Below are 24,830 nucleotides of genomic sequence, written 5' to 3'. Positions count from 1 at the left end.
CCCAGCCCAGCCCAGCCCAGCCCCTACTGCGCTCTGCCCCTACTGCGCCCTGCCCCACCCACCCGTTATGTCGATCACGTCACGACGAAACGGTTGCGTTCCGACGCCCCTTCGCCCTACGCTCGCGTTGCGACGATACGGTCCCGTCCCGACGTAAGAAGACGTGAAGAGTCACGTAAGAGAACGCCACGGAACACCAGGGAACGTCCCCGCACCTCACCCCCCAACCGAAAGCAGCGGATGTGAGCCAGGTCCTCGACACACCGCCCCCGACGACAACCGCCCCGGCCCCGGCCGGCCTCGCGGACCTCGCCGCCCGGCACGGTCTCTCGGTCAGCGGCGCCCGCCCAACGCTGCCCCAGTACGTCCGCGAGCTGTGGGCGCGCCGCCACTTCATCAGCGCGTTCTCCACGGCCAAGCTCACCGCCCAGTACAGCCAGGCGAAGCTCGGCCAGGTCTGGCAGGTGCTGACGCCGTTGCTGAACGCGGCGGTGTACTACTTCATCTTCGGCGAGCTGATGGGCACCAGCCGCGGCGTGCAGGACTACATCCCGTTCCTGGTGACGGGAGTGTTCATCTGGACGTTCACGCAGAGCTCGATCATGGCGGGTACCCGTGCGATCTCCGGCAACCTCGGCCTCGTCCGGGCCCTGCACTTCCCGCGGGCCGCGCTGCCGATCTCCTTCGCGCTGCAGCAGCTCCAGCAGCTGCTGTTCTCGATGGCGGCCCTGGTCGTGATCCTGCTCTGCTTCGGCATCCCGGTCTCCGCCTCCTGGCTGCTGGCGGTCCCGGCGCTGGTGCTGCAGTTCACGTTCAACGCGGGCGTCGCGATGGTCATGGCCCGGATGGGTGCGAAGACGCCGGACATCGCGCAGTTGATGCCGTTCGTGCTGCGTACCTGGATGTACGCGTCGGGCGTCATGTTCAGCATCAGCCACATGATGGCCGCTCACAAGGACTGGCCCTCCTGGCTGACTTCGGCCATGCAGGCCAACCCCGCCGCCGTCTACATCGACCTGATGCGCTTCGCGCTGATCGACAGCTTCCACGCGACCCAGCTCCCGCCGCACGTGTGGGCGCTCGCGACGGGCTGGGCGCTGCTGGCGGGCGTCGGCGGCTTCATCTACTTCTGGAAGGCTGAGGAGACGTACGGCCGTGGCTGAGAACACGAACCCGCAGGTCCCCACCGTCATCGCCGACGGCGTCGACATCGTCTACCGCGTCAACGGCACGGGCGCCGGCCGCGGCTCGGCGACCGCCGCCCTCAACCGCATCCTGCGCCGCAGGCAGACGGAGAAGGCGTCCGGCGTGCGCAAGGTGCACGCGGTCAAGAAGGTGTCGTTCGTCGCGTACAAGGGCGAGGCCATCGGCCTCATCGGCACCAACGGCTCCGGCAAGTCGACGCTGCTCAAGGCGGTCGCCGGCCTCCTGCCGGTCGAGAACGGTCGTATCTACACCGACGGCCAGCCCTCCCTCCTCGGCGTGAACGCGGCCCTGATGAACGACCTCACCGGCGAACGCAACGTCCACCTCGGCGGCCTCGCCATGGGCATGTCCCGCGAGCAGGTCAAGGAGCGCTACCAGGAGATCGTCGACTTCTCGGGCATCAACGAGAAGGGCGACTTCATCACGCTCCCCATGCGGACGTACTCCTCCGGCATGGCGGCCCGGCTGCGGTTCTCCATCGCCGCCGCCAAGGACCACGACGTCCTGCTGATCGACGAGGCGCTGGCGACGGGCGACCGTTCCTTCCAGAAGCGTTCCGAGGCCCGGATCCGTGAGCTGCGCAAGCACGCGGGCACGGTGTTCCTGGTCAGCCACAACAACAAGTCGATCCGCGACACGTGCGACCGCGTGCTGTGGCTGGAGCGCGGCGAGCTGCGGATGGACGGGCCCACCGACGAGGTCCTCAAGGAGTACGAGGCGTTCACGGGCGACAAGTCGGCCAAGCCGGCCCCGAAGCCCAAGCCGACACCGACACCGACACCGACACCGACACCGGCGTAGACATCGACGCCCGCCCCGCATCCCTCGTGAGGCGCAATTGCGGGCCACCCTTTCATCCCATTAGTGCCACTATGGCCTGACGGGGGGACAGGGTGTGCCCGGCGCGACGGAGCAGGCGCGCGATGGAGCAGGTGAAGGAGTCCCCGCGATGCCCGAGCTCACCGTCGTCGTCCACGGCCCCAACACCCAGGACCGGCTGACCGCGCTCCTCGCCTCCCTGGCCGCGCACCCCCACCCCGAGGTCGAGGTCGTCGTCGCCGCGGTCGGCACCTGGGCGCAGGAGACGGCAGGGGCGTACGCGTCCGAGATGCTGGTGCTGCCCCTGCCGGACGGGACGGACGACGCCACGGCACGGTCGGCGGGGGCCGCCCGGGCCTCCGGTCGCTGGCTGCACTTCGTGCACGCCGAGGACGGTCTGCCCGCCGGCGCCCCGCGCATGGTCGCCGAGCGCATCGCGGAACTGCCGGACGAGGTGGACGTCCTCCTCTTCGACCACGTCCGCTCCACCTGGGACACCTCGGGCCTCCCCTCCGACGACGGCCCCCTCCTGGCCCGCGCGGGCCGCGCCGCCCACCCCCTCGACGACATCGCCCGCGCCGCCCTCCGTGTCACCCCGCTCCTGGGCAACCGGGCGCTGCGCACCCCCTTCTGGCACACGCACGAACGCCGACTCACCACCCCCGACGAGCCGTTCGCGTCGTACGCCACCCTCCTCCTCGCCGACCACATCGCGGCCCTGAACCAAGTGGCGTACGACCACCACGAGCTCCGCCCCGAAAGCCTCCCCCCAGCCACCCCCGAGGACCACTACACCCTCGTGGACCGCTACGAAACGCTCCTCACCCTCGCCCGAAACCGAGCCGCTACCGCCGCCACCGCTACCGCCACCGCCACCGCCACCGCCACCGCAGCAGCCACAGCCACCTCCTCCCTCCCCGGCACCACGGGCGACGCCGTCCCCCGCTCGCTCCCGCACGCCGTCCTCTACGACGTCATGGTCCGCGACTGCCTGCGCACCTTCGCCCGCACACCCATGCCCGACCCGGTGGCCAGGGAGTTCTTCCGTCGTGCCGCCGAAGCGGCGACGCGGCACCGCCCGCCCGGCCACCGCCGCCCGGCCGGCCCCGAGGGCATCCGCCGGAGCCTGCTGGAAGAGAACGCCTACACCAGGTACCGCGCCTTCCAGGCCGCCAACCGCGCGCGCCGAGCCGTGAAGTCGGCCGTACGAGCCCGAAGCCGCCAGGTCACCGACGCCCTCGGCGACCGGCACTACCGCAAGGCCCTCTCCCGCCCGGTCAACCCGAACCTGGCGGTCTTCGCGGCGTACTGGAACCGGGGCGTGGCGTGCAACCCGGCGGCGCTCGCGGCCAAGCTCACCGAACTGGCCCCGCAGATCCACCCGGTGTGGGTGGTGACCCCCGAGAACGCCCCCCTGCTCCCGCCCCACACGGACCACGTACTCCCCGGCACCCGCCGCTACCGCGAGGTGCTGGCCACGGCGAAGTACCTGGTCAACAACGTCAACTACCCCAACGCGATCGTGAAACGCCCGGACGCGATCCACCTCCAGACCCACCACGGCACCCCGCTCAAACGCATGGGCGTCGACCAGATGGAGTTCCCGGCGGCGGCCAAGGGCCTGGACTTCCCGGCGCTGCTGGCTCGTATCGACAGATGGGACTACAGCGTCTCGGCGAACAGCCACTCCACCCGCATGTGGGAGCGCGCGTACCCGTCCCGCTTCGTCTCCCTCGACCACGGCTATCCGCGCAACGACGTCTTCTACACGGCCACCGCGTCCGACATCCGCGCGATCCGCGACCGCCTGGGCATCCCGCCGACCCATCGCGCGATCCTGTACGCCCCCACCCACCGCGACTACGAGGCCGGCTGGACCCCCCGCCTGGACCTCGCCACCCTCGCCGACCGACTCGGCGAGGACACGGTCCTCCTGGTCCGCGGCCACTACTTCTACGACGGCACACCGTCCCCGCTGACGGCCCTGCGCCGCACGGGCAGAGTCATCGACGTCTCGGCCTACGACCCCGTGGAAGACCTCGCCCTCGCCGCGGACGCCCTGCTCACGGACTACTCGTCCATCATGTTCGACTACGCCAACCTCGACCGCCCGATCGTCATCTACGCCGACGACTGGGAGACGTACCGCTCCACCCGGGGCGTCTACTTCGACCTGATGGCCGAGTCACCGGGCCCGGTGGCCCGCACCCAGCAGGACCTGACCGAGATCCTCACCACCGAGGCCTGGCACGACGAGGGCGCGACGAAGGCGCGGGCGGCCTTCCGCCGCCGTTTCTGCGAGTACGACGACGGACGCGCCGCCGAACGGGTCGTCCGCCGGGTGTTCCTGGGCGAGAGCGAGGACACCCTGCCGCCGGTGACCCCGCTGGAGGACCGGACGCCGGCCCCGAGCCCGAGGGAGGCGCTGTGAACCCGGAAGCCGCGGAGGCCGCGGAGGCCGCACTCCCGGACGTCACGGTGACGGTCATCGTCTACAACGACGCCGAACGCCTCCCGCGTGCGGTGCAGTCCGTCCGCCGCCAGACCCACGCCAACATCGAGATCGTGATCAGCGACGACCACTCGACGGACGAAACCCCGCAGGTGGCAAGGAAACTGGCGGCCCAGGACCCCCGTGTCCGCCATCTCCGCCTGCCGCGCAACAGCGGCGGCTGCAGCGCCCCGCGCAACCGGGCGCTGGAGATCGCGCGGGCGCCGTACGTCATGTTCCTGGACAGTGACGACGAACTCACGGACAACGCGGTGGAGTTGCTGCTGTCGGCGCACCGCGAGCGGGAGATCGACTTCGCGATGGGGGCGGTGGTGCGGGTCCGGGAGGACAGCGGACGCCGTACGACATGGATGCCGCACCTGGTCGCCGAGCGCCGCACGGTGATCGGCATCGAGTCCGAACCCCGGCTGCTCTTCGAGCACCTGTCGACGAGCAAGATGTACGCGCGCGCCTTCCTGGACCGCCACGACCTGCGCTTCCCCGAGGGCATCCACTACGAGGACCAGCTCTTCACGGCACAGGCGTACTGCCTGGCCAAGGAGTTCACGGTCATCCCGGAGCCGGTGTACCGCTGGTACGTGGCGCAGTACACGGCCACGAGCACGGCGCGGGCGTCGATCTCCAACCAGCGCGACCGGCTGGACAACGTCCGCGACCGGGTCCGGGTGCAGCGTCTGATCGACGACTTCCTGGCGGAGAGCGGGCACGTCGGGCTCCGTGAGGAGAAGGACTACAAGTTCCTCAAGCACGACTTCCGGATGTACGCGGGGGACCTGCCGTACAGAGACGACGTATGGCTGTCGGCGTTCGCGGACCTCACCACCCCCTACCTCGACTCCCTCTCCCCGACGGCCTGCACCCGCCTCCCCCGTACGGAACGGGTGGTCCTCCAGCTGATCCGCGAACGCCGCTTCCCGGAGGCGAGGCTGGCGGCCAGGGGCCTGGGCCGCGCGGTGGCACCGCGCCATGTGACACCGGACGCGACAGGTGCCGCCACATACTGGGGCGAATCCATCCCCACCACCGACATCTCCCGCCGCGAACTCGACGTATCGGACCTGGAGTTGGACACCCGGCCCTTCCGAAGCGCCCTGTTCCGCCACGAGATCACGGAACTCACCCGCGGTCCCGGCGCCTCGATCGACCTCACCATCCGCACCTACGACCCGGGCCGCCGCCTCCCGGTGGGCCCTCACCGAGCCGGCCTCCTCCTCACCCCCGGCCGACACCGCCTCACCGTCCCGTTCCGCCTGTCCCCGGTGAGCCCCGGCATCTTCGAGGGCCAGGTCCACCTGGACCTGGCCACGGCCCCCGTCCCCCACCACGGCTTCACCGGCACCCGTCACCCACTCCTGCGCATCGAGTCCCAGTCCCTGCACAACACGGCGGTACTGCTGGCCCCCCTGACCTTCCCCGCCCTGACGACCCACATCCCGTACCACTCCGGCACGGCCCCCCACCGGGTGACCATCGAACCGGAACCGCGCACTCCCGGCCGCCTCCAGATCCACTGGCAACCCCTGGGCGTCACGGGGAGGCTGGTACACCCGGTGGTACGACGCCTGGCCCGACCGAGGGTGCGAAGAGCGGCCCGCCTGCTGAGAAGCGCACTGCGCTAGCGGAACGGCCGACTCCTCTCGACGCCGACCCACATCACTCGGCGAAGAACCGCTACCGCACCACCTCGTACAACACCTGCCCACCCGGCCCCCAGGTCACCACCCGCAACCCCGCGGCCCTTCGGGTCCCCACCCCCCGATCCACCACCCACCGCACCCCGTACGCCTCCGCGATCCCCCGCCGCACGCTCCCGGACGCCCCCACTCCGAAGTACCGCCGCACAGCCGCCTCCCGACGCCCCGCATCCGACAGGAACACGTCGGGATACCCAGGCGCCACGGTGTACGCCCCGTACGCCGGAATCTGCCGGGCCGGCATCGTCCGCGCCATGACCACGTCCCCGTACTTCACCCACGGCGTCACCCACTGGTACCCCGGCCAAGGCACCCGGTACTTCGCAGCGACCGCCCCCGGCAGCACCCCACGCGGCACGACGTACCCCACGGCCCCGACCTGCGTCCAAGCCCCCACGACCAGCGCCGCACCGAGCACGCCCGCCCACACTCCACGCCACCGCATCCCCCACCCCTCCACCACCGCCAACGCGGCAGCGACCTGTGCCGGAATCAACACCGCAGGCAACGCCCGCCCCCACGAGTAGTGCCCACTCGCCCCGCCCACCCCGACCACCACCACGCCCAACACGAAGAACAGCACCAGCGGATCCCACCGATCCCGCCACCACCGCACGCCCAGCGCACCGACCCCCACCATCACCAGCCAGTACCGCCCCACCAGATCCCGGTACAACCCCCGATGCACCGCCTCCAGTTCACCCCCCGCCCCCACCAGCGCGAAGAAGTCGTAGTACGGCCACGCCCACAGCACCGCGATCCCCACCGCCACCCCGCCCCCGACCCGCAGCCACACCCCACGCCCCGCACGCCCGCGTCGCCCGCCACGCCCCGCCCACGCGGCAATCACCGCGGCCAGCGCCCCCAAGGACGCCACAACCCCCGAGAACTGATGGCACAGCAGAATCACCGCCCACAGCCCCCCGAGCCCGGCCCAAGCCCCCCACCCGCTCCCGGCCCGCGCCGCCCCCGACCGCAGCGCCCCCGCCAGCCACGCCCAGAAATGAAAGGTCAGCCCCAACGCGAACACACTCGGATACGCCACCGTCAACGCCAGCGAGTTGAGCCCCAGAAACCCGCTCCACTCGAACAGCGACGTCCCCCACAGAAACACCAGGCAGAGCACGGCCAACGCCGGTGCGGCCCGATGCGCGCCGAGCGTCCGTACGTACCGCCACACCCCCGTGACCAGCAGCCCCACCCCCACCACCGCACCGATCCGCAGCACGACGAACACCGAGAACCCGGTCACGCGCGCCACACACCCGAGCGCCAGCATCCAGGGCGAGTAGTACGGACTCGGCGTGTCCGCATCGACCAGCGGATTCCCGGGGTCGACCAGGTCGTGCCGCAGCCGCTGCACGGTCGCCGCGTGCATACCGAGGTCACCGACCCAGGGCAGCCGGACGATCACCAGCAGGAGCAGAACGACGACCAGCGCTGCGGCGGCCTGTGGAACGACCGTCGTCCTCCGCAGCGCGGCGCCCATCGTGCTCACGCGAGCACTGTAATTCCCGTTTTGCCCCAAATGCGGGAGCGCCCCGAGCTGTCACAGCCCGGGGCGCCCTCACGCACGTACGCGTCACGTACGCGCTAAGTGCTACTCATGCTAATTGCTACTCATACAGCTCACGTGTGCGTCCGAAGCAGCGTCCGCATCGTGCGCATGGCCACCGACAGGTTCGCCAGATCGAACGCGTCCGACCCCCGGATCTCCTCCAGCGTCGTACGCGCCCGCCCCAGGATCGCCCCGTTCTTCTGCTCCCACGCCTGGTACCGCTGCTCAGGCGTCGAGGTGCCGTTGCCGACGGCCAGGACGTCCGAGGTCAGGGCCGCGTGGGCGGCGTACAGGTCCTCGCGGATGGAGGCGCGGGCCATGGACTGCCAGCGGTCGGAGCGCGGCAGCTCGATGATGCGGTCCATGAGCTGGGTGATGTTCAGCCGGTCGGCGAGGTCGTAGTACACCTCGGCGACGTCCATCGGGTCCTTGCCCATCCGGTCGGCCACCGACACGATGTCCAGCGTCGGGAAGGCGGAGGAGAAGCCCGCCACCCGGGTGGCCAGTTCGGCCGGCACGCCGGCGCCGGTCAGCTCGTCGTAGATCTGCTGGTACCAGTCCAGATCCGCGCCCCTGAGCAGCTTCGGCAGCTGCGACCACACCTGCTCGACCCGCTCGGCGAAGAAGTCGATGGTGTCGGCGAGCTGCAGCGGCTGCGGCCGGTTGTTGAGCAGCCAGCGCGTACCGCGCTCGACGAGGCGGCGCGAGTGCAGCCGGATCCGGGTCTGGACGGCGGCCTCGACCTTGTTGTCGAGCGCCTCGACCGCGTCCCACACGGCGGCCGAGCGGAAGATCGCGCGGGCCACGGTCTGCGCCCGGACGATCTCCTCCAGGGAGGCACCGGTCTCCTCCCGCAGCCGGTGCAGATACGTCGTACCGCCCGTGTTGACCGTGTCGTTGACCAGCACGGTCGTGGTGATCTCACGGCGCAGCGGGTGGCTGACGAGATGCTCCGGGAACTGCTCGCGCAGCTCGGTCGGGAAGTACGCGTGCAGCAGCGTGCTCAGGTACGGGTCGTCCGGCAGCGAGGTGTGCAGCAGTTCCTCGGCGACCGTGATCTTCGTGTACGCCATCAGGACGGCCGTCTCCGGGCCGGTCAGGCCGTGGTCGGCGTTCAGGCGTTCGCGGATCTGGCGGTCGGTGGGCAGGAACTCCAGCGCCCGGTCCAGGTGCCCCTCCCTGACCAGGTGCTTCATAAAGCGCTGCTGGGCGTGGAGCATGGCGCTGGACTGGGCGAGGGCGTTGGCGATCGCCGTGTTCTGCGCGTAGTTGTTGCGCAGGACGAGCCGGCCGACCTCGTCGGTCATCTCGGCGAGCAGCTTGTTGCGCTGCTTGACGGTCATGTCGCCGTCGGCGACCAGGCCGTTGAGCAGGATCTTGATGTTCACCTCGTGGTCGGAGGTGTCCACGCCCGCGCTGTTGTCGATGGCATCGGTGTTGATCTTGCCGCCCTGGCGCGCGAACTCGATCCGGCCGAGCTGGGTCAGACCCAGGTTGCCGCCCTCGCCGACGACCTTGACGCGCAGCTCGGCGCCGTCGACGCGGATGGCGTCGTTGGCCTTGTCGCCGACGTCGGCGTGCGTCTCGGTGCTCGCCTTGACGTACGTACCGATGCCGCCGTTCCACAGCAGGTCCACCGGCGACTGCAGGATGGCCTTCATCAGGTCGGCCGGGGTCATCTTGGCGACCTTGCCCTCGATGCCCAGCGCCTCGCGGATGTGTGCGTTGACCGGGATGGCCTTGGCGCTGCGCGGGAAGACACCGCCACCGGCCGAGATCAGCTCGGTGTTGTAGTCCTCCCAGCTGGAGCGGGGCAGCTCGAAGACGCGGCGGCGCTCGGCGTAGGAGATGGCCGCGTCCGGGTTCGGGTCGATGAAGATGTGCCGGTGGTCGAAGGCGGCGACCAGGCGGATGTGCTCGCTGAGCAGCATGCCGTTGCCGAACACGTCACCGGACATGTCGCCGATGCCGACGACCGTGAAGTCCTCGGTCTGCGTGTCCACGCCCAGCTCGCGGAAGTGCCGCTTGACGGACTCCCAGGCGCCGCGCGCGGTGATGCCCATGCCCTTGTGGTCGTAACCGGCCGAGCCGCCGGAGGCGAAGGCGTCGCCCAGCCAGAAGTTGTACTGCTCGGCGACCCCGTTGGCGATGTCGGAGAAGGTCGCGGTGCCCTTGTCGGCGGCGACGACGAGATAGGTGTCGTCCTCGTCGTGCCGGACGACGTCCGACGGCGGCACGACCTCGCCGGCGACCATGTTGTCGGTGATGTCGAGCAGCGCCGAGATGAAGGTCTTGTAGCTCGCGACACCCTCGGCCAGCCACGCGTCCCGGTCCACGGACGGGTCCGGCAGCTGCTTGGCGACGAAGCCACCCTTGGCGCCGACCGGCACGATGACGGTGTTCTTCACCATCTGCGCCTTGACCAGGCCGAGGATCTCGGTGCGGAAGTCCTCACGCCGGTCGGACCAGCGCAGACCACCGCGCGCGACCTTGCCGAAGCGCAGGTGCACGCCCTCGACCCGCGGCGAGTAGACCCAGATCTCGTACGCCGGGCGCGGCGCCGGCAGGTCGGGGATGGCCTGCGGGTCGAACTTCATGGAGACGTAGTCGTGCGACTTGCCGCCCGCGGCCTCCTGGAAGAAGTTCGTGCGCAGCGTCGCCTTGATGACGGTGAGGAAGGACCGCAGGATCCGGTCCTCGTCCAGGCTCGCCACCTGGTCGAGCGCCGCGTCGACCTCTTCGAGGAGGGCGTCCACGATCTCGTGGCCCGCGCGCTGGCGGTCCGGCGACATCCTCGCCTCGAACAGCGAAACGAGCAGCCGGGTGGTGTGGACGTTGTTGCGGAGGGTGTCCTCCATGTAGTCCTGCGAGAAGGTGGAGCCCGCCTGCCGCAGGTACTTCGCGTACGCCCGCAGCACCATCGCCTGCCGCCAGGTCAGCCCGGCGCTCAGCACGAGGGCGTTGAAGCCGTCGTTCTCCGCCTTGCCGGTCCAGGTCGCGGCGAACGCCTCCGAGAAGCGCTCGCGCGCGTCGTCACCGAGGTAGTCACCGCCGCCCACCGACTTGGGCATGCGCAGGCCGAAGTCGTAGATCCAGGCGACACTGCGGTCGGAGCAGCGCAGTTCGTACGGCCGCTCGTCGACGACCTCGACGCCGAGCCGGTTGAGGACCGGCAGGACGGCGGACAGGGAGACGGCCGGGCCCTTGCGGTAGATCTTGAAACGGCGCTCCTCCGGGGCGGCGCCGACCGGCTCGTACAGGCTCAGCGAGAAGTTGTTCTCCTCGGTCAGCTGCTCGATGTGGACCAGGTCGGAGACCGCGGACCGCGGGGTGTGGTCGGCCTTGTAGCCCTCGGCGAAGGCGCCCGAGTAGCGGCGCAGCAGTTCGGCGGCGCGCTCCTCGCCGAGCTCGGCGTTCAGCGCGTCGGCGAAGCCGTCGGCCCAGGAGCGGGCGGCCTCGACCAGGCGCGCCTCGATGCGCTCCTTGTCGGCGTCGGACAGCTGCGGCAGCTCGGTGCCCTGCGGGACGCGGACGACGAAGTGCAGCCGGGACAGGATCGACTCGGTGTTCCAGGCGGTGAAGTCGACGCTGGTGCCGTCGAGCTCCTCCTTCAGAATGTCGATGATCCGCAGACGCACGCCGGTGGTGTAGCGGTCGCGCGGGAGGTAGACGAGGGCGGAGTAGTAGCGCCCGTACTCGTCCTGCCGGAGATAGAGGCGCAGCCTGCGCCGTTCCTGCAGGTAGAGGACGGAGGTGGCGATCTGCTGGAGCTCGGGGACCGGGGTCTGGAACAGCTCGTCGCGCGGGTACGTCTCCAGGATCTGCAGCAGGTCGCGCCCGTCGTGGCTGTTGGGCGAGAACCCGGCGACCCGCAGCACGTCGTCGACCTTGCGCCGCACGACGGGCACCCGGCGCACGGACTCGGTGTAGGCGGCGGAGGAGAACAGCCCGAGGAAGCGGCGCTCGCCGACGACCTCGCCGTTCTCGTTGAACTTCTTCACCCCGACGTAGTCGAGATACGACGGCCGGTGCACGGTCGCCCGGCTGTTGGCCTTGGTGAGGATGAGCAGCTTGTGCTCGCGGGCCTTGGCGCGGGCGTCGGCGGGCAGCCGCTCGAAGGACGGGCTGACGGGGTGGCTGTCGGTCTCGGAGTGGTGCGGGTCGGAGCGCAGGATGCCGAGGCCGGTGCCCGGCACGGCGGCCAGCGAGTCGTCGCCGCGCAGCTCGTACTCGCGGTAGCCGAGGAAGGTGAAGTGGTCGTCGGCCAGCCAGCGCAGCAGCTCGCGGGCCTCCTCGAACTCCATCTCACGCAGGTCGGAGTGGGGCTCCTGGGGCAGCTCGTCGGCCATCCGCAGGGCCAGGTCCCGCATCTTGCTCCAGTCCTCGACGGCCTCGCGGACGTCGGACAGGACGCGCAGCAGGTCGGCGGTGATCTGCTTCAGGTCGCCGCGATCGGTCTCGCGGTCGATCTCCACATGGATCCAGGACTCGGTGTGCGTGTCGTGCGGCAGCTCCCCGGAGGGCGGCGTGCTGAGCACCTCGATGAGCTTGCCGGTGAGGTCGCGGCGGACGAAGACCTGCGGGTGGATGACGACGTGGATACCCCGCCCCTGCCGGGTCAGCTCATTGGTGACGGAGTCGACCAGGAAGGGCATGTCGTCGGTGACGACCTCGACGACGGAGTGGCTGCAGGTCCACCTGTTCTCTTCGACGGTGGGCGTGTGAACCCGCACGTTGGCCGTGCCCTGAGGGCGGTTCTCGGCCAGCCGGTAGTGCGAGAAAGCGGCTCCGAAGACGTCGACCGGGTCGCGGTCGGTGAGGTCCTCCGGGGCGGTGTGCAGGTAGTAACGCTGGAGGAACGCGAGCACGGTGTCGTGGTCCGGGGTGCCGGCGGTGCCCTCGTCCGTCGTCCCGGTCGGTAGATACCCCCCGACCGGGCTGTTCTCAGCTACCCGGGCGGCCCTTTCGAGCAGCTCGGCCTTGGCTTCGTCCAGCTTGGTCTGCATTGTCCTCTGGCTCCTGTCGCGCGCCGTTGCGTGACGTTGAAGGAAGTACGGTCTCTTCCCCTCGGACGTAACGCCGTGACGCGGGGTGTCCGGTCTGCTTCGACGCTATGCCGCGAGGTGAGATGAGCGGGGATATATGAGCCAATTTTGAGCTGCCCACGGGGTGTGACGCTGCTCTCTGCGACGCCCGGGCCCAGGGTGTGGATGACCTCCCGGGAGCCCTTACGCCCCCCTCCCGCCCACGAGGACCAGCGACCGCCGCCCGGTCACGGATGTCGTCCGTGCTCGCCGGGCGCAGGGCAGGGGCACCAATGCCCCCGCGAGCTATCGCGCTGATCACGCCACTAAGGCTATCGCTCCTTACAGGGGGGCCGTCATGAGCCGTATGTGTACAAAACCAGGGGTAGAACTTTGACGTTCTGCACAGGGTCAAAGGGTGCGCTGAGGGCGTAACTGGCGGGGCCGGACACGGAGGGGGAGGCTGGGGTGCAGAGCTGCGGCGACCCCAGAGCCGAGGAACGGACCCGAAGGCAGGCCGTCGGGAGGTCACCCGTGTCCGAAAACAGGCCTGCGGACAGCTGTGCCCCTCTGCCCCCCGCGACAGGCGGCACCCGGGCGACACCCCGCGCCGCGCGGCCCCTTGGCAAGACCCCCGCCCCGAGGCACGTTGCCCATAGGCCCGACGGAGACGCAGACCACGGCCCACAAGAGGAGCGCATCCGACATGACAGCGAAAATCCTCATCGTCACCGGCGACGCCGCGGAGTCACTGGAGGTCCTCTACCCCTACCAGCGCCTCCGCGAGGAGGGCTACGACGTCCACATCGCCGCCCCCACCCGCAAGAAGCTCCAGTTCGTCGTCCACGACTTCGAACCCGGCTTCGACACCTACACCGAGAAACCCGGCTACACCTGGCCCGCCGACCTCGCCTTCTCCGAGGTCGACCCCGGCGACTACGCCGCCATCGTCATCCCCGGCGGCCGCGCCCCCGAGTACCTCCGCAACGACCCCGAACTCCGCAAGATCCTCAAGTCGTTCTTCGACTCCGACAAGCCGGTCGCCCAGATCTGCCACGGCCCCCTGCTCACCGCCGCGACCGACAGCCTCCGCGGCCGCCGCGTCACGGCGTACCCCGCCCTGGAACTGGACATGCAGGCCGCCGGCGCCACCTTCCAGGACGCCGAGGCGGTGGTCGACGGCACCCTCGTCTCCGCCCGCGCCTGGCCGGACCACTCCGGCTGGATGCGGGAGTTCCTGACGGTGCTGCGAGCGAAGGCACCGGTGACGTGACCTCTCCTGGGCCGCCGGGTCCGCCGCAGGCGGGCGACTGAGCCGACGGCTCGACCGGCCGACCGGACCGGCGACCCCAGACCGGTCGGCCGCCACACCACGGGCCCGGACCGGCGCCACCAGGACCAGCTGCATCACGGGCCCGGATCACACCGTCGGGACCAGCTGCACCACAGGCCCGGATCACACCCTCGGGACCAGCTGCACCACAGGCCCGGATCACACCCTCGGGACCAGCTGCACCACAGGCCCGGATCACACCCTCGGGACCAGCTGCACCACAGGCCCGGAGCCGCGCCACCAGGACCAGCTGCACCACCGGAATCGGCTGCGCCACACGCCCCGGACGAGCCGCCCACTACGCCGCTATCCGCTCCGCCTCCGCGACCGCTTCCCCCAGCGTGTCCACGACCGGCACCCCCACTTCCTCAAGGCTCGCCCGGCTGTGCGACCCCCCGGTGTAGAGCACGGCCCGCGCCCCCACGTGCAGCGCCGCCACCGCGTCGTCGGCGGCGTCCCCGATCACCACCGTGCGAGCGGGATCCACGCTCGCGAGCGCCCCGATGTGCCGCACCATGTGCTCGGCCTTGCTGCCCCCGGACGGCCCGGTCCGCCCGTCGACACGTATGAAGTGCTCCTCGATCCCGAACCCCCGCACCAACGGGACGAGTTCGTCATGCACATACATGCTGAGGATCGACTGACTGCGCCCCGCCGACCGCCACTCCCCGAGCAGCTCTGCCACGCCCTCGGTGAGCCCGCACCGCACCCGGTGCTCGGCGTAGTACCGGTGGAAGGTCTCGTCCATGACCTCCCACTCGGTCTCGGTCGGCAGCCGCCCCATCAACCGCTCGTAGAACTTCGGTACCGGCACGCAGTACAGCGCCCGGTACTGCTCCATCGTGATCGGCTCCAGCCCGAGCTCACCGAACGCCGCGTTGGTCGCCCCGATGATCGCGTCATTGTCGTGGAACAGCGTCCCGTTCCAGTCCCAGACGATGTGCGCCCCTACTCGCTTCCCCATGCCAAAAACCGTACCCGCCACCACTGACAATCATGAGAACAGCAGGTCAACGAGGCACTGGGGCCCATCGGCGCATCAGCCCATCAGCCCGTCCGGACACCGAGGTGCCGGCCTCAGCCCTCCAGCCCCACCAGATTCGGGATCTCCTGAGTCGCGAACCACAGCAGCTCATGGTCCTCGGCCCCGTCCACCACGAACTGCGCGTCGTCGTCCCCACCGTCCGCCGCCCGCAACGCCTCCGCTGCCGCCGCCACATCCGCCTCCGCGTCGCCCGAGTCGACATGCACGGCGGCCGCCTTGGCCAGCGCCACGCCCCCGGCGATCCGCACCTCACCCAGCGCCGCCGGATCCAGCCCCCGGTCGGGATCGGCCACCGCCGCCCCGTCGGGCACGTCGGCGGCGACCACGACCCGCCGCCGCACCGCCCCGGCGTCCGCCGCCAGCAGCCGCAGCGAGGCCAGCGCGGCCCGGTTCAGCGCCGCGTACTCCAACTCCTCGATGTCGTCGGAGAGATACCACTCGCGCAACGCGGGCGTGACGGCGTACGCGACGAGCGGCCCACTCCCCAACTCGCCCGTCTTGTACGCCTCGGCGAGTCCGGGGAGGGTCAGGGGGACGTAGACGCGCATGGCTGGCCGCTTTCGTACTCGTAAGGCTCCGCACGGACTCGGAAGGGCGGGTCCCGCGCCTCCCGGAGGGCCTTCAGGATACGTGCGGGCGTCCCCTTTCGAGTCCCCACCACCACCCCGCAAGGCGTCCACTCCGCTCCGGAAACTCACCCGGTACCGGCCCGCCATCACTGGCCGCCGACCCTCTCGATCACCCGGATAAGTGAATTTTCCGGCCGCCCGATCCTGGCCCCCGCTTTCTTGCCCCCGACACCCCGGACCCCGTACAAGATCACCAACCTCGAAGTTACTGCCCGGTATCACCCGGGCCCACCGAACGGGGACCCCATGAACAAGGTCATGACCAGGACCCAGCAGCGCCTCGGCACCCGCCCGCCGACCCGCCGCGACGCCCGCCGCCCCGGCGGCGCCCCACCCCGCACACCGAGCGGCGGCCCATCCCGTACGACGTCTCCCGGCGCCCGCCCACCGGGCTCACCGGGCACCACGGGCACCCGCGCCCGCACGAGCCCCCGGGACACCCGCCCACCGACCACCCCCGCCCAGCCACGGGCGTTCGTGCCGCCGGAGTCCCCACGGACCCAACAGACCCAACAGACCCCGCACACGCCGCACACGCCGAAGACGCCGAAGACGCCGCAGGTCCAACGGGTCCCGCAGCCCCAGCAGCCCTCGCTGAGGCCGTTCCCGCACCCCCGCCCCACCGATGTCTTCGCCGACCGTCTGCTCCTGGTCCTGAGCGGCCAGCGCCCCGTCCACTCGATGCTCCGCCACACCGCCGGCCGCGCCTACGACGAACTCGCCTGGCTCGCCGAACGCGGCCCCCTGCGCACCCACGGCACCCGCCCCGTCGTCCGCGACATCGGCTACTTCGAACCCCGCCCCGGCGCCGTCGAGGCCTTCGCCCGCATCGGCGCCGGAGACCAGCTGCGCGCCATGGCATTCCGCCTGGAACAGGGCAGCGACCTCCGCTGGCGTTGCACGGCCGTGGAACTGGGCGGCCCACGCAGGCCACACACGGCCGACGACTGACACCACACAGGGGCGGGGTCGGCCCACGGACCACGACGCACACGCGGGCCGCCCCCAGCCAGGCCCCCCACGGACCACCCATAACCGGTACTGGTCGCCACCCGGCACCCAGAGACGCCGACTGACCGCCACGGAGGAGCGCCAAGGGACTACGGCAGACCACGGGCACGAGCCCCCAAGGGACTACGGCAGACCACGGCACGAGCCCCGAAGGGGCTACGGCAGAGCGCCACACGAACGCCCCAGGCACGCGGCAGACCGTTGCACGAATGCGGCGGTGTGCGGCGTCGGCGGCGGCGCCCAGCGCGTGCAGCAACGCCACCAGGCACGCGGCAGACCGTTGCACAAGCGCCCGAGGGCAACTGCGGAAGACCGCCCGCACGAGCGCCCCAGGGGCGACGCCAGACGACTACCCGGGCAGTGGGCCCACAGGGGACCCGTGGCGATCCCACGGCGACGGTGAACCACCGCCACGGCCCGCTCCAGCCGCCGAGCCCGGCCTTCCCACCGGAGCATCTGAGCCCGGCGGCACCCAAGCCGCTGCCATTGAGCCCGCCCCGCCCCACCCACCCAAGCCGAAGGGCCGGGCCCCCAAAGGAGACCCGGCCCTTCCGGCCGCTACGGCGCCCGAGGCACCGCCAGCGCCACTCTCTACTCCACGGCGTTACTTCTTGCGGCGCCGTCCACGTGCCTGCTTGCGACGCTCCGCGCGCGTGAGGCCGTCGGCCTCGGAACGCACCGGCTCGTCGCCGTTGTCGAAGTCGCCCTCGACGATGTCGCCCTCGCCGTCCACCTTGGGCGCGGTGTAGTGCAGCCGGTCCGGGCGGCGCGGAGCCTCAAGCCCCTTGGCGCGGATCTCGGGGCGCGCACCCGCCTGCGCCGGCACCGCGTCCTGCTTCTCAAGGTCGGCGACCGGCTTGGCGTCCTCGACCGGGACCTCCTCGACCTGCTGCTCGACCTGGACCTCCAGGTTGAACAGGTAGCCGACGGACTCCTCCTTGATGCCCTCCATCATCGCGGTGAACATGTCGAAGCCCTCGCGCTGGTACTCGACCAGCGGGTCCTTCTGCGCCATCGCGCGCAGGCCGATGCCCTCCTGGAGGTAGTCCATCTCGTAGAGGTGCTCGCGCCACTTGCGGTCCAGGACCGACAGCACGACCCGGCGCTCCAGCTCACGCATGATCTCGGAGCCGAGCTGCGCCTCGCGTGCCGCGTACTGCTCGTGGATGTCGTCCTTGATGGACTCCGCGATGAACTCCGCGGTGAGACCGGCCCGGTCGCCGGCCGCCTCCTCCAGCTCCTCGATGGTGACCTTCACCGGGTAGAGCTGCTTGTAGGCGCCCCACAGCCGGTCCAGGTCCCACTCCTCGGCGAAGCCTTCGGCGGTCTCCGCGCCGACGTACGCGTCGATCGTGTCGTCCATGAAGTGCTGCACCTGCTCGTGCAGGTCCTCGCCCTCCAGGACGCGGCGCCGCTCGCCGTAGATGACCTCACGCTGGCGGTTGAGGACCTCGTCGTACTTCAGGACGTTCTTACGGGTCTCGAAGTTCTGCTGCTCGACCTGCGACTGGGCGGACGCGATCGCGCGCGTGACCATCTTGTTCTCGATCGGCACGTCGTCAGGGACGTTCGCCATCGACATCACGCGCTCGACCATCTGGGCCTTGAAGAGCCGCATCAGGTCGTCACCCAGGGACAGGTAGAAGCGGGACTCGCCCGGGTCGCCCTGACGGCCGGAACGACCGCGCAGCTGGTTGTCGATACGACGGGACTCGTGCCGCTCGGTGCCCAGGACGTAGAGACCGCCGAGGTCCTTGACCTCCTCGAACTCCGCCTTGACCGCCTGCTCGGCCCGCTCCAGGGCCGCGGGCAGGGCCTGGGCCCACTCCTCGATGTGCTCCTCGGGGTCGAGGCCGCGCTGGCGCAGCTCTGCCTCGGCGAGGTCCTCGGGGTTGCCGCCGAGCTTGATGTCGGTACCACGGCCGGCCATGTTGGTGGCCACGGTCACGGCGCCCTTGCGGCCGGCCTGGGCGACGATGATCGCCTCCCGGTCGTGCTGCTTGGCGTTCAGCACCTCGTGCTGCACACCGCGCTTGCTGAGCTGCTGCGACAGGTACTCGGACTTCTCGACCGACGTCGTACCGACGAGGATCGGCTGGCCCTTCTCGTGCTTCTCGACGATGTCGTCGACGACCGCCTCGAACTTCGCGACCTCGGTGCGGTAGATCAGGTCCGACTGGTCCTTGCGGATCATCGGCTTGTTGGTCGGAATCGGGACCACGCCGAGCTTGTAGATCTGGTGGAACTCGGCGGCCTCGGTCATGGCCGTACCGGTCATGCCGGACAGGCCCGGCACTTCCTTGCCGTTGTGGTCGTGGCGCTTGTAGAGGCGGAAGAAGTTCTGCAGGGTGATCGTGGCGAGCGTCTGGTTCTCGTCCTTGATGTCCACCCCTTCCTTCGCCTCGATCGCCTGGTGCATGCCCTCGTTGTAGCGGCGGCCGGCGAGGATACGGCCGGTGTGCTCGTCGACGATCATGACTTCGCCGTCGATGACGACGTAGTCCTTGTCCTTCTTGAACAGTTCCTTGGCCTTGATGGCGTTGTTCAGGTAGCCGACGAGCGGCGTGTTCACCGACTCGTAGAGGTTGTCGATACCCAGCCAGTCCTCGACCTTGGAGACACCGGACTCGTGGATGGCGACGGTGCGCTTCTTCTCGTCGACGTCGTAGTCGCCGGTCTCCTCAAGGCCCTTGAGCGGGTTGCCGGCCTCGCCCTTCTTCAGGCGCGTGACCAGCTTGGCGAAGTCGCCGTACCACTTGGTGGCCTGGTCGGCCGGGCCGGAGATGATCAGCGGCGTACGGGCCTCGTCGACGAGGATGGAGTCGACCTCGTCGACGATGGCGAAGTTGTGGCCGCGCTGGACGAGTTCGTCCTTGGACCACGCCATGTTGTCGCGCAGGTAGTCGAAGCCGAACTCGTTGTTCGTGCCGTACGTGATGTCGCACGCGTACTGCTCGCGGCGCTGGGCCGGCGTCATGTTGGCGAGAATGCAACCGACGTTCAGGCCCAGGAACTTGTGGACGCGACCCATCATCTCGGAGTCGCGTTCGGCCAGGTAGTCGTTGACCGTGATCAGGTGGACACCCTTGCCGGACAGCGCGTTCAGATACGCGGGCAGGGTGCCGACGAGGGTCTTGCCCTCACCGGTCTTCATCTCGGCCACGTAGCCGAGGTGGAGGGCCGCGCCACCCATGATCTGCACGTCGTAGTGGCGCTGACCGAGTGCGCGCTTGGCGGCCTCGCGCACGGTGGCGAAGGCCTCGGGCAGCAGGTCGTCCAGGGTCTCACCGTCGGCGTAGCGCTGCTTGTACTCATCGGTGAGGGCGCGCAGCTCGGCGTCGGAGAGGTCGACGAAGTCCTCTTCGATGGAGTTGACCTGGTCCGCGATGCGGTGCAGCTTGCGCAGGATCTTGCCTTCGCCTGCACGCATGATCTTCGAGAGGACGGACACGGGGGTTGGTCTCCTTGCCGGTCGGGCCTGGGACGGTCGGTTTCCATTTGACTTGACTGAGCAACGGCCATCGTATGCGAGGACCCCGCCGCGTCGGGAGCCTGCCGTGGGCGCCGATGATCCGCTGCTTCAAATCTCCGTCAAAGGGACAACGGCCGGGGGCCATGGATGGTGCCGCGTTCGGCCAACGAATTGTGCGAACCGCGATCACACGCTCACACACCGCATCGTTCACACGCCGCTTAAAGAATGGCGCTCACACCGGCCCCCGAGCAGAATCGGCCGATGGAACCCGTCACGCTCACCACCGACCGCCTCCTCATGCGCACGGTCGGCCCACAGGACACCGATGCCGTGTACGAGGCCGTCCAGGACCCCGACATCCTGCGCTGGACCACGATCCCCTCGCCCTACCTGTACGAGCACGCCCACAGCTTCACGCACGATCTGGTCCCCGAGGGCTGGCGCAACGGCTCGATGTTCACCTGGGGGCTCTTCCTCCCCGAAGGGGAGGACCTGGTGGGCATGCTCGGCCTCACGATGCGTTCCATGAGCGACGCCGAGATCGGTTTCTGGTGCGCGAAGCAGCACCGTGGCAACGGCTACATCCCCGAGGCCGTCCTGGCCGCCTCCCGCTGGGCCTTCGTCCACCTCTCGATCGACCGCGTCGAATGGCGCGCGGAGGTGGGCAACATCCCCTCCCGCACAGTGGCCGAACGCACCGGCTTCACCCTGGAAGGCACCCTCCGCTCCGCCATCGTCCACCAGGGCGTACGCCGAGACTGCTGGCTGGGCTCCCTGCTCCCCTCAGACCTGAGCCTCCCCTCAACAGCCCCCTACCTCCCCGCCCGCCCCTCCCCGACTCCCCCCAACACCGACTGACATCGCCCGACACCGACGGACGTCTCAAGCCGACTGACGTCTCTCAACGCTGGGGGACATCTCCCGTCCCTCTCACCCCCAGCCGACATCCCTCAACGCGCCGGTCCCTCTCAACGCCGACTGACATCCCTCAACGCCGGCCGTCCCCTCTCAACGCGCCGGTCCCTCTCAACGCCAGCCGACATCCCTCAACGCGCCGGTCCCTCTCAACGCCGGCCGACGTCTCTCAACGCGGGCCGGTCGCTCTCGACGCGGGCCGACATCTCTCAGCCCGTCCGGCGTTTGAGGACAAGGCCCTTTAGGGGCCGGAGCGGGGCCTGGGGCGGCAGCCCCAGCGGGGTTCCAGGGGCAGAGCCCCTGACGGGGCCGAAGGGGCAGCGCCCCTGGGGGATGGGACGGGTAGGGGCGGCGGGGGCGAAACCCCCCGACAGCAACCACGGCGCACCTCGCCCTCCCCACAAACCCCCAGCTCACCCCCCACTGTCAGTCCTACCCTTTATCGTCCGATCCCATGACGACCCCGCGCCCCACGACCACCCTCTCGGCAGACGAAGCCCGCCGAATCGCCCTGAGAGCCCAAGGCTTCCTCGGCACCCCCAACCGCCGCTCAGGCGTCCGCGGCATACTCCGTCACCTCGGCGCGGTCCAACTCGACACCATCTCCGTCCTGGCCCGCTCCCACGAGCTCATCCCCTACGCCCGCCTGGGCGCGGTAGGCCGCAAGACAGTCGAGAACGCCTACTGGACGGACACCCACGCCTTCGAGTACTGGTCCCACGCCGCCTGCATCCTCCCGGCGGAGGAGTGGCCCCACTTCGCCTTCCGCCGCCGCGCCTACCGCAACCGCCCCCATTGGAACCACGAACTCCCCGAAGGTGCCTACGACCAGGTCATCAAACAGCTCCGCACCGAGGGCCCCCTCACCGCAACCGACCTGGGCGGCGCCAAGCGAACCAGCGAGTGGTGGGACTGGTCGGGCACGAAGGTCGCCGTCGAACGCGCCCTGATGTACGGCGAGGTGGTCTGCGTGGAACGCCGCGGCTGGAAGCGCGTCTACGACCTCGCCGAACGCGCCATCCCCCAGACACTGCTGCACGACGACCTGACCGACACCGAGTGCCTACGCCGCCTGGTCCAGCTGGCAGGCCAGTCCCTCGGCGTCGGCACCCGCGCGGACATCGCCGACTACCACCGCCTCAAGGGCGACCAGGTGGACGCGGTGATCGCCGACTCCGGCCTGGTCCCGGTCACGGTGGAGGGCTGGGGCAAGCCGGCCTGGGCCGACCCCGCGGCCCTGGAGACACCCCCACGCGGCCGCCACCGCACCACGCTCCTGTCCCCGTTCGACTCCCTGATCTGGGAACGGGCCCGCACGGAGCGAATCTTCGGCTTCACCCACCGCCTGGAGGCCTACGTCCCCAAGCAGAAGCGGATCTACGGCTATTTCGCGATGCCGGTCCTGGCCGGCGGCCATCTCGTCGGCCGCGTGGACCCGGCCCGCGAGGGCAGGACGCTGGTGGCCAAGCAGGTCACCCTGGACGGCCCGAAGGCGGTCCCGGCGGTGGCCCAGGCCCTGGCCGAGGCGGCGAGCTGGGTGGACTGCACGGACGTACGCGTGGAACGGGTCGACGCACCGGAGCTGCGCGAGCCACTCACCAAGGAGCTCACCCGCATCGTGGCGTGATCCACCTCGTGGCGTGAACCTCGTGGCGTGATCCTCAGACCCGCCGAAGCCCCCTCAGCCCGGCTTCAGCGGATCTCCAGGATCTTCTCCCGCATCGCGTACACGACGGCCTCCATCCTGGAGTGCAGCTGCAGCTTCTCCAGGATGTTGCGCACGTGGTTCTTCACGGTGTTCTCGGAGATGAACAACTCCTTCGCGATATCGCGATTGTTCATCCCGGTGGCGACAAGCTTGAGAACCTCCAGTTCACGGTCCGTCAGCCGAGGCGCGGGCACGAGCCGACGCTCGTCCGTCCGCTGGATCATCGACTTGAACTCGGTGAGCAGCTTCGACGCCATGGACGGGCTGATCTGCGACTGCCCGTCGGCGACCGCGCGGATGGCCGTGGCCACCTCGTCCGTGGAGATCTCCTTGAGGAGATAACCGGTCGCGCCGGCCTTGATCGCCTCGTAGAGGTCGGCCTCCTCGTCGCTGATCGTCAGCATGATGATCTTCGCGCTGGGCGCCACCTCCTTGATGGAGGTGCAGGCCTCGATCCCGCCCCGCTTGGGCATCCGGACATCCATCAGCACGATGTCCGGCAGCAGGTCAGCGGCCTTGTCGACGGCCTCCGCGCCGTCACCCGCCTCCCCCACGACCTGGATGTCCTCCTCCGCCGCGAGCACGATCTCCAGTCCACGACGGAAGAGGGCATGATCGTCCACGACGAGGACTCTGATCGGCTCCTTGCGTGGAGAGCCCGTGTCCGGGCCCATGCCGACGACGTCGCCGTCGGCACCTTCGTCCCGCATCGGTCCGAAGCTGTCCGCCATCGTTCCTCCCCCTGAAGGCTGTGGCTGGTCCTTTGCCATCGCCAACCCAAGGCAGCGGCCCACCGGTTGGGCCGGTGCGGCCATGATTTCATGCCCGGCCGACACTACGGTGACGAGCGGGGCGCGAAGTGGTCGCACACCGGTGCCCCTGGGGGCGCACACGCGCTCCAGGGGCACCGGCTCAGCTGTCAGCCGGACGGATCAGCCGCCCAGCGTGCCACCTGCCGCGGGAGCCTGCGCCTGGGCGACCATGGGGTCGGTGCTGAGGTGGATGACGCCGTAGTCGTAGGCGTGCCGCCGGTAGACGACACTCGGTTCCTTGGTCTCGGAGTCGACGAACAGGTAGAAGTCGTGCCCGACCAGCTCCATCTCGTAGAGGGCCTGGTCGAGGGTCATCGGGGAGGCGACGTGTGTCTTCTCGCGTACGACGAGAGGGCCTTCGCCCTTCACTTCGAGCGAGCCGATCTTCTTGGTGGGAATGCCGTCCGGTTCTTCCGTCTGGAAGGTGTGGCCGTTCCCGTTGAGCGTTGCCGCGCCCGGAACGTGGTCGGGGACCTCGGCCGCCGTGAGTCGGCGTGCGCCTCGGCGCGAGAAACGCTTGTCGTGCTGCTTGCGCAGCCGGGCATCCAGTTTCTCCGCCGCGAGGTCGAGCGCCGCGTACGGATCGCTGGCCGCTGCCTCCGCCCGGATCACCGGACCGCGGGAGCGGAGCGTGATCTCCACTCGATCGCTGCGGTCGGCCTGTCGGGGGTTGGGCTCCTTGGACACCTCGACGTCGAGGCTGATCACCTTGGCATCGAGCCTCTGGATTTTCTCCAGCTTCAGCTTCTCGGCCACGTGCTTGCGGAACCGCTCGGGCACCTCGGTCTTGCGGCCTTTGACGACGATGTCCACGCAGAACTCCGTTCCCGGATCGCCCCGCTCCATCGGCGGAGCATCTCCCTTTTGCACCCGGCTCCGGTGAACCCCGGAACCTCGGACTCGGTGACTTCCACCTCCTCCTCCCCCATGGGCAAGATCTCCACCCCATGGCCGCGGGCCATTGCGCAAAACCCGCGGCACGGCATTCGGATATGACGGGGATGGCCTGCGCCTTTCCCTCACAACCGAACATATCTCGCCCGGACGGATGTCGTCACCCTCTACTGCGGCGTACCTCCGTTCAGGTGA

At 69.7% G+C, this 24,830-nt stretch carries 15 protein-coding genes; 8 read left to right on the top strand and 7 right to left on the bottom strand.

Going from position 1 to position 24,830, the window contains the following annotated elements:
* The first annotated feature begins 242 nt into the window (after positions 1 to 242).
* The 4 genes from POF73_RS42410 to POF73_RS42395 all read left to right on the top strand — a co-directional run bounded on the left by POF73_RS42410 (position 243) and on the right by POF73_RS42395 (position 6,156).
* The gene (locus POF73_RS42410; RefSeq protein ID WP_272124762.1) at positions 243 to 1,163 is read left to right on the top strand and encodes an ABC transporter permease; all 921 of its coding nucleotides are present in this window, start codon (positions 243 to 245) and stop codon (positions 1,161 to 1,163) included.
* Positions 1,156 to 2,007: an ABC transporter ATP-binding protein gene (locus POF73_RS42405; RefSeq protein ID WP_272124761.1), complete on the top strand. Its 852-nt coding sequence runs from the start codon at positions 1,156 to 1,158 to the stop codon at positions 2,005 to 2,007. Before POF73_RS42410 ends, POF73_RS42405 begins: the two co-directional genes overlap by 8 nt.
* Before the next feature lie 148 nt (positions 2,008 to 2,155).
* Positions 2,156 to 4,456 carry a CDP-glycerol glycerophosphotransferase family protein gene (locus tag POF73_RS42400; protein ID WP_272124760.1) on the top strand — a complete coding sequence of 767 codons (2,301 nt, stop codon included), beginning with the start codon at positions 2,156 to 2,158 and terminating at the stop codon, positions 4,454 to 4,456.
* A complete protein-coding gene (locus POF73_RS42395; RefSeq protein ID WP_272124759.1) occupies positions 4,453 to 6,156 on the top strand; it encodes a glycosyltransferase family 2 protein in 1,704 nt (567 codons plus the stop codon). The genes POF73_RS42400 and POF73_RS42395 overlap by 4 nt, the downstream gene beginning before the upstream one ends.
* Before the next feature lie 52 nt (positions 6,157 to 6,208).
* Here POF73_RS42395 and POF73_RS42390 read toward each other — a convergent pair whose 3' ends face one another.
* Both POF73_RS42390 and POF73_RS42385 read right to left on the bottom strand, forming a co-directional pair.
* Complete coding sequence (locus tag POF73_RS42390; protein WP_272124764.1) at positions 6,209 to 7,720, bottom strand: hypothetical protein; 1,512 nt, start codon at positions 7,718 to 7,720, stop codon at positions 6,209 to 6,211.
* Positions 7,721 to 7,860: 140 nt separating this feature from the next.
* Positions 7,861 to 12,795, bottom strand: a complete 4,935-nt coding sequence (locus POF73_RS42385; protein ID WP_272124758.1) for an NAD-glutamate dehydrogenase — start codon at positions 12,793 to 12,795, stop codon at positions 7,861 to 7,863.
* A gap of 724 nt (positions 12,796 to 13,519) precedes the next feature.
* On the opposite strand from POF73_RS42385, the gene POF73_RS42380 reads away from it, so the two are divergent.
* Entirely contained in the window at positions 13,520 to 14,086 is a 567-nt protein-coding gene (locus tag POF73_RS42380) for a DJ-1/PfpI family protein (protein WP_272124757.1), read from the top strand.
* A gap of 358 nt (positions 14,087 to 14,444) precedes the next feature.
* On the opposite strand, the gene POF73_RS42375 is transcribed toward POF73_RS42380, so the two are convergent.
* Both POF73_RS42375 and POF73_RS42370 read right to left on the bottom strand, forming a co-directional pair.
* Complete coding sequence (locus POF73_RS42375; protein WP_272124756.1) at positions 14,445 to 15,110, bottom strand: HAD family hydrolase; 666 nt, start codon at positions 15,108 to 15,110, stop codon at positions 14,445 to 14,447.
* Between the two features lie 113 nt (positions 15,111 to 15,223).
* A complete protein-coding gene (locus tag POF73_RS42370) occupies positions 15,224 to 15,739 on the bottom strand; it encodes a DUF6912 family protein (RefSeq protein ID WP_272124755.1) in 516 nt (171 codons plus the stop codon).
* A gap of 327 nt (positions 15,740 to 16,066) precedes the next feature.
* Here POF73_RS42370 and POF73_RS42365 point away from each other — a divergent pair, with 327 nt between their 5' ends.
* Positions 16,067 to 16,771, top strand: coding sequence for an Rv3235 family protein (locus POF73_RS42365; RefSeq protein ID WP_272124754.1), 705 nt, complete (start codon positions 16,067 to 16,069; stop codon positions 16,769 to 16,771).
* Between the two features lie 664 nt (positions 16,772 to 17,435).
* Here the strand turns inward: POF73_RS42365 and secA are convergent.
* Entirely contained in the window at positions 17,436 to 20,282 is a 2,847-nt protein-coding gene (secA, locus tag POF73_RS42360; RefSeq protein WP_272124753.1) for a preprotein translocase subunit SecA, read from the bottom strand.
* A gap of 285 nt (positions 20,283 to 20,567) precedes the next feature.
* Between secA and POF73_RS42355 the strand changes: the two genes are divergently transcribed.
* Together POF73_RS42355 and POF73_RS42350 are read left to right on the top strand one after the other, a co-directional pair.
* Positions 20,568 to 21,164 carry a GNAT family N-acetyltransferase gene (locus POF73_RS42355; protein ID WP_272124752.1) on the top strand — a complete coding sequence of 199 codons (597 nt, stop codon included), beginning with the start codon at positions 20,568 to 20,570 and terminating at the stop codon, positions 21,162 to 21,164.
* 511 nt (positions 21,165 to 21,675) lie between these two features.
* Positions 21,676 to 22,848, top strand: coding sequence for a winged helix-turn-helix domain-containing protein (locus POF73_RS42350; RefSeq protein WP_272124751.1), 1,173 nt, complete (start codon positions 21,676 to 21,678; stop codon positions 22,846 to 22,848).
* 65 nt (positions 22,849 to 22,913) lie between these two features.
* Here POF73_RS42350 and POF73_RS42345 read toward each other — a convergent pair whose 3' ends face one another.
* Together POF73_RS42345 and hpf are read right to left on the bottom strand one after the other, a co-directional pair.
* Positions 22,914 to 23,660: a response regulator gene (locus POF73_RS42345; RefSeq protein ID WP_272124750.1), complete on the bottom strand. Its 747-nt coding sequence runs from the start codon at positions 23,658 to 23,660 to the stop codon at positions 22,914 to 22,916.
* 201 nt (positions 23,661 to 23,861) lie between these two features.
* Positions 23,862 to 24,554, bottom strand: coding sequence for a ribosome hibernation-promoting factor, HPF/YfiA family (gene hpf / locus POF73_RS42340; protein WP_443049742.1), 693 nt, complete (start codon positions 24,552 to 24,554; stop codon positions 23,862 to 23,864).
* Positions 24,555 to 24,830 lie beyond the last annotated feature (276 nt).

The sequence above is a fragment of the Streptomyces sp. HD genome (genome assembly GCF_028369295.1).
Classification (GTDB): Bacteria; Actinomycetota; Actinomycetes; order Streptomycetales; family Streptomycetaceae; genus Streptomyces.
The sequence above is the reverse complement of the archived record's forward strand: the minus strand, read 5'-3'. Positions and strand labels throughout refer to the sequence as shown.

Excerpts from the sequence above, each read along its gene's own strand:
- POF73_RS42385 (WP_272124758.1), bottom strand. The coding sequence starts at position 12,795 with ATGCAGACCAAGCTGGACGAAGCCAAGGCCGAGCTGCTCGAAAGGGCC.
- POF73_RS42390 (WP_272124764.1), bottom strand. The coding sequence starts at position 7,720 with ATGGGCGCCGCGCTGCGGAGGACGACGGTCGTTCCACAGGCCGCCGCA.
- POF73_RS42355 (WP_272124752.1), top strand. The coding sequence starts at position 20,568 with ATGGAACCCGTCACGCTCACCACCGACCGCCTCCTCATGCGCACGGTC.
- POF73_RS42375 (WP_272124756.1), bottom strand. The coding sequence starts at position 15,110 with ATGGGGAAGCGAGTAGGGGCGCACATCGTCTGGGACTGGAACGGGACG.
- POF73_RS42370 (WP_272124755.1), bottom strand. The coding sequence starts at position 15,739 with ATGCGCGTCTACGTCCCCCTGACCCTCCCCGGACTCGCCGAGGCGTAC.
- POF73_RS42380 (WP_272124757.1), top strand. The coding sequence starts at position 13,520 with ATGACAGCGAAAATCCTCATCGTCACCGGCGACGCCGCGGAGTCACTG.
- POF73_RS42350 (WP_272124751.1), top strand. The coding sequence starts at position 21,676 with ATGACGACCCCGCGCCCCACGACCACCCTCTCGGCAGACGAAGCCCGC.
- POF73_RS42365 (WP_272124754.1), top strand. The coding sequence starts at position 16,067 with ATGAACAAGGTCATGACCAGGACCCAGCAGCGCCTCGGCACCCGCCCG.
- POF73_RS42400 (WP_272124760.1), top strand. The coding sequence starts at position 2,156 with ATGCCCGAGCTCACCGTCGTCGTCCACGGCCCCAACACCCAGGACCGG.
- POF73_RS42345 (WP_272124750.1), bottom strand. The coding sequence starts at position 23,660 with ATGGCGGACAGCTTCGGACCGATGCGGGACGAAGGTGCCGACGGCGAC.